8 protein-coding genes are annotated in these 6,403 nt (G+C 67.9%); 5 read left to right on the top strand and 3 right to left on the bottom strand.

All coding sequences use genetic code 11. The features are described from left to right. Positions 1-1,035 (top strand): hypothetical protein (locus tag IPV09_RS12065; RefSeq protein WP_207475505.1); only part of this gene is annotated, 1,035 nt, incomplete at its 5' end. Positions 1,036-1,063: 28 nt separating this feature from the next. Here IPV09_RS12065 and IPV09_RS12060 read toward each other — a convergent pair. Next, positions 1,064-1,810, bottom strand: coding sequence for a VIT family protein (locus tag IPV09_RS12060; protein WP_370590312.1), 747 nt, complete (start codon positions 1,808-1,810; stop codon positions 1,064-1,066). Between the two features lie 143 nt (positions 1,811-1,953). Between IPV09_RS12060 and IPV09_RS12055 the strand changes: the two genes are divergently transcribed. From IPV09_RS12055 to IPV09_RS12045, 3 genes are all read left to right on the top strand, one after another. Next, the gene (locus IPV09_RS12055; protein ID WP_207475503.1) at positions 1,954-2,424 is read left to right on the top strand and encodes a hypothetical protein; all 471 of its coding nucleotides are present in this window, start codon (positions 1,954-1,956) and stop codon (positions 2,422-2,424) included. 438 nt (positions 2,425-2,862) lie between these two features. Continuing rightward, positions 2,863-3,096, top strand: a complete 234-nt coding sequence (locus IPV09_RS14495) for a YlcI/YnfO family protein (RefSeq protein ID WP_207475502.1) — start codon at positions 2,863-2,865, stop codon at positions 3,094-3,096. Continuing rightward, on the top strand, positions 3,096-3,410 hold the full coding sequence (locus tag IPV09_RS12045; protein WP_207475501.1) for a type II toxin-antitoxin system PemK/MazF family toxin: 315 nt from the start codon (positions 3,096-3,098) through the stop codon (positions 3,408-3,410). Before IPV09_RS14495 ends, IPV09_RS12045 begins: the two co-directional genes overlap by 1 nt. On the opposite strand, the gene IPV09_RS12040 is transcribed toward IPV09_RS12045, so the two are convergent. Then, a complete protein-coding gene (locus IPV09_RS12040) occupies positions 3,407-3,982 on the bottom strand; it encodes an NADPH-dependent FMN reductase (protein WP_207475500.1) in 576 nt (191 codons plus the stop codon). The two genes, IPV09_RS12045 and IPV09_RS12040, sit on opposite strands and share 4 nt — an antisense overlap. A 40-nt stretch (positions 3,983-4,022) precedes the next feature. Continuing rightward, positions 4,023-4,820, bottom strand: a complete 798-nt coding sequence (locus IPV09_RS12035; RefSeq protein WP_207475499.1) for a dioxygenase — start codon at positions 4,818-4,820, stop codon at positions 4,023-4,025. Positions 4,821-4,945: 125 nt separating this feature from the next. Between IPV09_RS12035 and IPV09_RS12030 the strand changes: the two genes are divergently transcribed. Beyond that, positions 4,946-6,334 carry an L-serine ammonia-lyase gene (locus IPV09_RS12030; protein ID WP_370590311.1) on the top strand — a complete coding sequence of 463 codons (1,389 nt, stop codon included), beginning with the start codon at positions 4,946-4,948 and terminating at the stop codon, positions 6,332-6,334. Positions 6,335-6,403 lie beyond the last annotated feature (69 nt).

Here is a 6,403-nt window from a genome sequence, read left to right as displayed (position 1 = left end):
CCGGCCTACCCGCACCTGAAACGCGCCGTGCGGTTCGACCGGCTCGGCATGCGGGGCTTCCCCCGGGCGGTCCGCACCCTCACCGATGGCGGCTTGCGCGAGGTCACCGACCCGTCGCGGCGGCCCGGTTCGCTGCCCCGCACCCTCGCGACCGGACTGGTGAGGCCGCAGGACGTGGCCCTGCTCGGCTCACTGCTGCGGGTCACCGGTCGGGACGAGACCCGGCGGGAGGCCTTTGACCGGGCCGGGTTCACCAGCCCGCTGCGGCACTCGGTGGTCGATCCGTTCCTGGCGGGGGTGGTGGCCGAACGGGATGGCAGTACCTCGGCGCGGTTCGTCGGCTGGCTGTTGGCGATGTTCGCTGCCGGTACGCCGGGTCTGCCCAGTGGCGGCATGCGAACGCTGCCGCGGATCATGGCGGAGGGGCTGGACGTTCGCCTGGCGCAGGCGGTGACGGAGGTGGATCCGGCGAGCGGGACGGTGACCTGCGGCGACGTGACGTTCACCGGACGTGCTGTGGTGGTGGCGGCCGGACCGGTGCCCACAGCGCAGTTGACCGGTCAGCCGGAGCCGCGGATGCATGGCACCAGGACTTTCTGGTTCGGCTGCGAGGTGGCACCCAGTGACTCCGCTGCCATTCATGTGGACGGTCGTGGTCGCGGCGGCCCGGTCACCACGACCAGCGTGGTCAGTCATGTGGCCCCCGAGTACGCGCCGGCCGGGCAGCACCTGGTCGCCGCGCTGACCCTCACCGAGGGTCTGGCCGAGGGCGAGGAGCCGACTGAGGAGTCGGTGCGCGCTCATCTGGGCGAGATCTACGGGGTCGACGCGTCGGGCTGGCGGCTGGTGGCCACCCACGAGGTGCCCCAGTCATTGCCGGCCGTCGCGCCGGGGCGTGCGACTGCGCCGCGGACCTGGACCGACGGCCGGGTGGTGGCGTGCGGTGACCAGTTCGGCAACGCGTCCCTCGACGGGGCGGCGGCGTCCGGGCAGGAGGCCGCGCGGCTGGCCATGCGCAAGGTGCGGGCCCAGTAGGCGGGGGGACTGGTTGGCGGGGGAACGGTCAGACGATGCCGGCGGTGCCCAGCAGGGAGCCGATGAGGTAGGTCGCGCCCAGCGCCAGCGTGCCGCCCACCAGCACCCGGACGGAGGCGCGCAGGCGGGACCCGCCACCGATGGCCGCTGCCACCGCGCCGGTCATTGCCAGCCCGACCAGGGTGGCGACGAAGGTGACCGGCACCCGGATGGAGGCTCCCGGCAGCAGGATCGCGAGCAGGGGCAGCAGGGCCCCGAGGGAGAAGGCCAGGAAGGAGGCCACGGCGGCGTGCCAGGGGCTGGCGACGTCGGTGGCGTCGATGTTGTGACGTTCGCGCAGGTGGGCATCCAGGGCGTCGTGGGAGGAGAGTTGCTCGGCGACCGCTCGGGAGGTCTCCGGGCTGATGCCGCGTTGCTCGTACAGGCCGGCCAGGGCGTCCACCTCAGCGCGAGGGTTGGCCACCAATGCGTGTTGCACCTCGCGCATGATGTTCTTCTCACTGTCACGCTGGCTGCTGACAGACACGTACTCACCCAGCGCCATGGAGATGGCGCCGCCAATGGTGGCGGCGACGCCGGCCAGCGCGATCGCACCCGTGGAACTGGTCGCCCCGGCCACACCGACGACGACGGCCGCGGTCGAGACGATGCCGTCATTGGCGCCGAGCACCCCGGCGCGCAGCGCGTTGAGCCGCTGCTCCAGCCCACCGACGCGTCGTTCGCCGTCGCGCGTGGTGCTGGCAGAACTCTGGGGGAGGATGTCAATGTCAGTCACGAAACCAAGTTTATGCTTGAAAGTTTTCTTGAACAAGCAAGGAAAGGCAACCCTTCGTTGCATTCACAGGGGGCGAGGCAAGGCAATCCTTTGGTTTCTTGCGCGATGGTGTGGCGCGACTCGTTGCCTTAGTGTGAGTGCCCATGAACGTCTCGCTGAAGTACGCCGTGGTGGAACGTGAACGTCGGTTCCTGCTGCGGTCGATGCCGGACGGAGTGGTGTCGCGGTCAGTGATCACCGACCGCTACCTGGACGGAACGAGGTTGCGGCTGCGCGAGGTCGTCGACGAGGACGGGCACGTGATCCGCAAGCTCGGTCAGAAGATCCGGATGGGCGCGGGTCCCGCACAGATTGCGCACACCACGATGTACCTGGACGAGGTTGAATGGTCGGCGCTGGCGGCCCTGCCCGCCCGAACGCTCACCAAGACCAGGCACCGGGTCGTCCGGGACGGCTGGCAGCTCGCGGTCGACGTCTTCGTCGATGGAACCCTGCTGGCTGAAATTGATGATGGGGACCGGGGGAGTGCGATGGTGCCGCAGTGGTTGGATGTGATCGCCGAGGTCAGCGCGGATGAGGCTTGGACCGGAGCGGCGCTCGCAGATGGGTATTGACAGCGCAGGGCTTTGTCATGTCGCTACGAATTGATGGCATTTCGATGCAGTCACACATTCTTCGCGCGTTTCAGCAACATCATCGGAGGGCGGGCGGTCGTCGGCTTCGTCGCTCGAATTCCACACGCCGAGTGAGTCAACGACACCTGCAGCGGATGACGTCAGCTGCACGACTTCATTCCACCCGCCGAGTGAGTCAACGACACCTGCAGCGGTTGACGTCAGCTGCACGACTTCACACGCTGCAGAAGCGTGCAACTGTCGCAGGTGCGGGTCCGGGCCTGCCAGCCGGACCTGAAGCGGCGTCGGCGGCGCAGCGCGCGGGGTCAGGAGGGGTGAACTCTCGCGTTCTGACATAATGTGGCTTATCGGACAGCCGCCATGGCGCAGAGTCGTCCGTTACCGGCACATGCATCCCACATTGGTATGCTCGGCGTCATGAGTACGCAGATTGCCGTCCGACTGCCAGACACCATGGTCACGTTTCTGGACGAGGCGGTCGCTTCGGGGGCCGCGCCGAGCCGCGCCGCTCTGGTTGCTCGGGCAATCGAGCGCGAGATGCGCCGACAGCGCGCGGAACAGGATGCCGCGACCCTTCGCACGGCAGGTGCCGCCGACGATCTGGACGCCCTCGTCGACTGGTCCGTCTCCAATCTCGACGTCGAGATCTGATGCGCGAAATCTGCCTCGTCCGGCTGGACAAGACCCGCCCCGCCGTCATTTTGACCCGCGAACGGGCCCGAGCCGCCATGACCAAGGTCACCGTGGCACCCATCACGTCGACGATCAAGGGGCTGTCCAGCGAGGTTCGTGTCGGAGCGTCCAATGGCCTCGACCACGACGGCGCGGTCTCCCTCGACAACGTGCTCACGGTTCCCGTCGGCCACCTCGGCCGAACCGTCGGCTATCTCTCGCCAGCCCAGGAAGCAGAACTGGCTCGCGCGGTCATCCTTGCCTACGACCTCGACATTCCCATTCTGGGCTAATCCCCGCGCTTGGTGCGCAGCGTCTTCAACGCCGCCGCATACCGCTCAACCTGGTCCAACATCGTGGCGGCATTGCCGGCCTGGAAGTCACGCAGGTCGAGGTCGGTGAAGTCCACCATGTCGTCGTAGATCGAGATCGACACCTGGGGTCGCACCGTCACCACCTGCAACTCCCCCAGCACCGACTTCAGCTGCTCGGCCACCCGCAGCCCCCCGCTGCTGCCATAGACCACCAGACCGGCCGCCTTGGTGTTCCATTCCGCGTACAGGAAGTCCAGGGCGTTCTTCAGCGCTCCGGGCAGCCCGCGGTTGTATTCGGGGGTGACGAAGACGAAACCGTCCAGCGGCTCAATCACCCCGGCCCAGCGGCGGGTGTGTTCCTGGGTGTAGTTCCCGGACGACGCCGGCTCCGGCTCGTCCAGCAGCGGCAGGCCCTGGTCGGCCAGGTCGATGGCGACATAGCGGGCGCCGGATCGTCCGAGGGTCTGCTCCACCACCCACGAGGCGATCGTGGGACCGACGCGAGCCGGCCGGGTGCTGCAGGTGATGACGCCGATGACGAGTTCGCTCATGGACCCATCATCGGCGCCACCCGCGGCCAATAACGGCGAATCAGCCGATCTGCCAGCTCCGCTTGGACAGTCCGTACCAGAATCCGTCGATGACCGACGTGTTCTCGATGCCTCCGGACGCCTCAGCCGCACCCAGCGCGACGTACAGCGGCGCCCAGTGCTCGGTGCGCGGGTGGGCGACCGAAGCGGCCGGGGCCAGCGTCTCGTAGTTGAGGATCGCATCGACGTCCCCGCGGGCCATCGCCTCGGTGGCCCAGTGGTCGAACTCCGCCGACGCGGTGGGCGGCTCGGCGTAGGCCGGGTTGCGCGGGTTGAACCAGCTCATGTTGTGGGTGGTGAAGCCCGAACCGATGATCATGGTCCCCTCGTCGCGCAGGGGCGCCAGCTTGCGCCCCAGGTCGAACAGCGTCTTCGGGTCCAGGGTGTTCATCGACATTTGCAGCACCGGAATGTCGGCCTCGGGGAACAACTCCACCAGCGGCACGTACGCCCCGTGGTCAAGCCCGCGGGTCTCGTCGTGGTGGATGGGGTTGTCGGTGGTCGCCGCCAACTGGTTGACCGCGTGGGCCAGCTCGGGCGCGACCGGGGCGTCGTAGGTGACCTGGAAGTACTTCTCCGGGAATCCCCAGAAGTCATAGACCAGCGGCACCTGGTGGCTGTAGGCGCTCACGGTCGTCGGGTCCTGCTCCCAGTGGGCCGAGACGACCAGAATGTTCTTCGGACGCGGCAGGTCGGCCGACCAGGCATGCAGTTGGTCGGTCCAGATCTTGTCATCAGCAAGCGGCGGCGCACCGTGGCTCAGGAAGAGGACGGGCGGACGGTTCTGGGTCTCGTTCATGATGGTCCCATCTTAGTTGAACGCTTAACTAATAGCAAGACCGAAAAGGTCCCCACCGCGGTGCCTCGAACTAGACTCGCATCGACACCCAGCGGCGAACCACGACGACGTGAACGGAGCACTGTGTGACCACCTCGGTCTTCGAGATGTTCAAGGTCGGCATCGGCCCGTCCTCCTCGCACACGGTTGGTCCCATGGTCGCCGCCCGTCGTTTCGTCACCGGGCTGCAGGCGACCGGGGTCCTGGCCGAGGTCGTCCGCGTCGAGGTACGAATGTGCGGATCGCTGGGCGCCACCGGACGCGGCCACGCCAGTGACCGCGCGGTGGTGATGGGACTGGAGGGTTGGCGACCACGCCACGTCGACCCCGTCCTGTTCGGGCACCGCCTCGAGGAGTTGGTCGACGAGCCCCGGGTACGACTCCGGGCCAACGTCGACGACCCCGGTCACGAGATCGTCTTCACCCCGGCCACCGACCTGCTGCTGGAGGGACGCACCCGGCTGCCACGTCACCCGAACGGGATGGTGTTCCGCGCCGAGTTCACCTCATCCGCGCCGGTGGAGCAGATCTACTACTCGGTCGGCGGCGGCTTCGTCGTCGAGGGCGACGAGCCCGAACACATCAGCTCGCCGTCGACGCCCCTGCCGCATCCCTACGACAACGCCGCACAGCTGCTGGCGCTGTGCCGCGACACCGGATGGACGATCCCGCAGGCGACGCTCGCCAATGAGTCGGCCCTGGGCGTGGTCGACGACGTCGAGGGCGAGGTGTTGCACCTGTGGCAGGTGATGGACGAGTGCATCAATCGGGGCCTGACCACCACCGGCACCCTGCCGGGCAGCCTGGCCGTCCGTCGACGAGCACCGGCGCTGGCGCAACGCCTGATCGACGACGGCACCATGGTCGGCCCGGAAGCACTGGCGGCGATCGACTGGCTGGCGGTCTGGGCGATGGCGGTGAACGAGGAGAATGCGGCCAGCGGACGAGTGGTCACCGCCCCCACCAATGGCGCGGCCGGCGTCATCCCGGCGGTGCTCCGCTACCTGGTCGAGTGCTCCCCCGCCGACCGCGACCGGGTAGTCATCGACTTCCTGCTGACCGCCAGCGCGATCGGCTCGATCATCCGGCGCAATGCGTCCATCTCGGGTGCCGACGTGGGCTGCCAGGGCGAGGTCGGCTCGGCCTCGGCCATGGCCGCCGCCGGGCTGGTCCAGGTCAGCGGCGGCACCCCGGAACAAGTGTTGAATGCCGCCGAGATCGCCATGGAACACCACCTGGGAATGACCTGCGACCCGATCGGCGGCCTGGTCCAGATCCCGTGCATCGAACGCAACGCGATGGGCGCAATCAAGGCGCTGGCGGCCTCTCGGCTGGCGCTGGCCGGCGGGGACATCCCCCAGAAGATCAGCTTCGACCAGGTCGTGGAGACCATGCTGCGCACCGGCCGCGACATGAGCGACAAGTACAAGGAGACCTCCACCGGTGGCCTGGCGGTCAGCATCATCGAGTGCTGACCAATAATCCATTGCCGGGCCAGGCCGGGCCGGGATAGCGTGCGCATCATGTGGAACTGAACCTCGTCC

Source organism: Tessaracoccus sp. SD287 (genome assembly GCF_017355265.1).
GTDB lineage: Bacteria > Actinomycetota > Actinomycetes > Propionibacteriales > Propionibacteriaceae > Aestuariimicrobium.
This window is presented reverse-complemented; position numbering and strand designations above follow the sequence as displayed.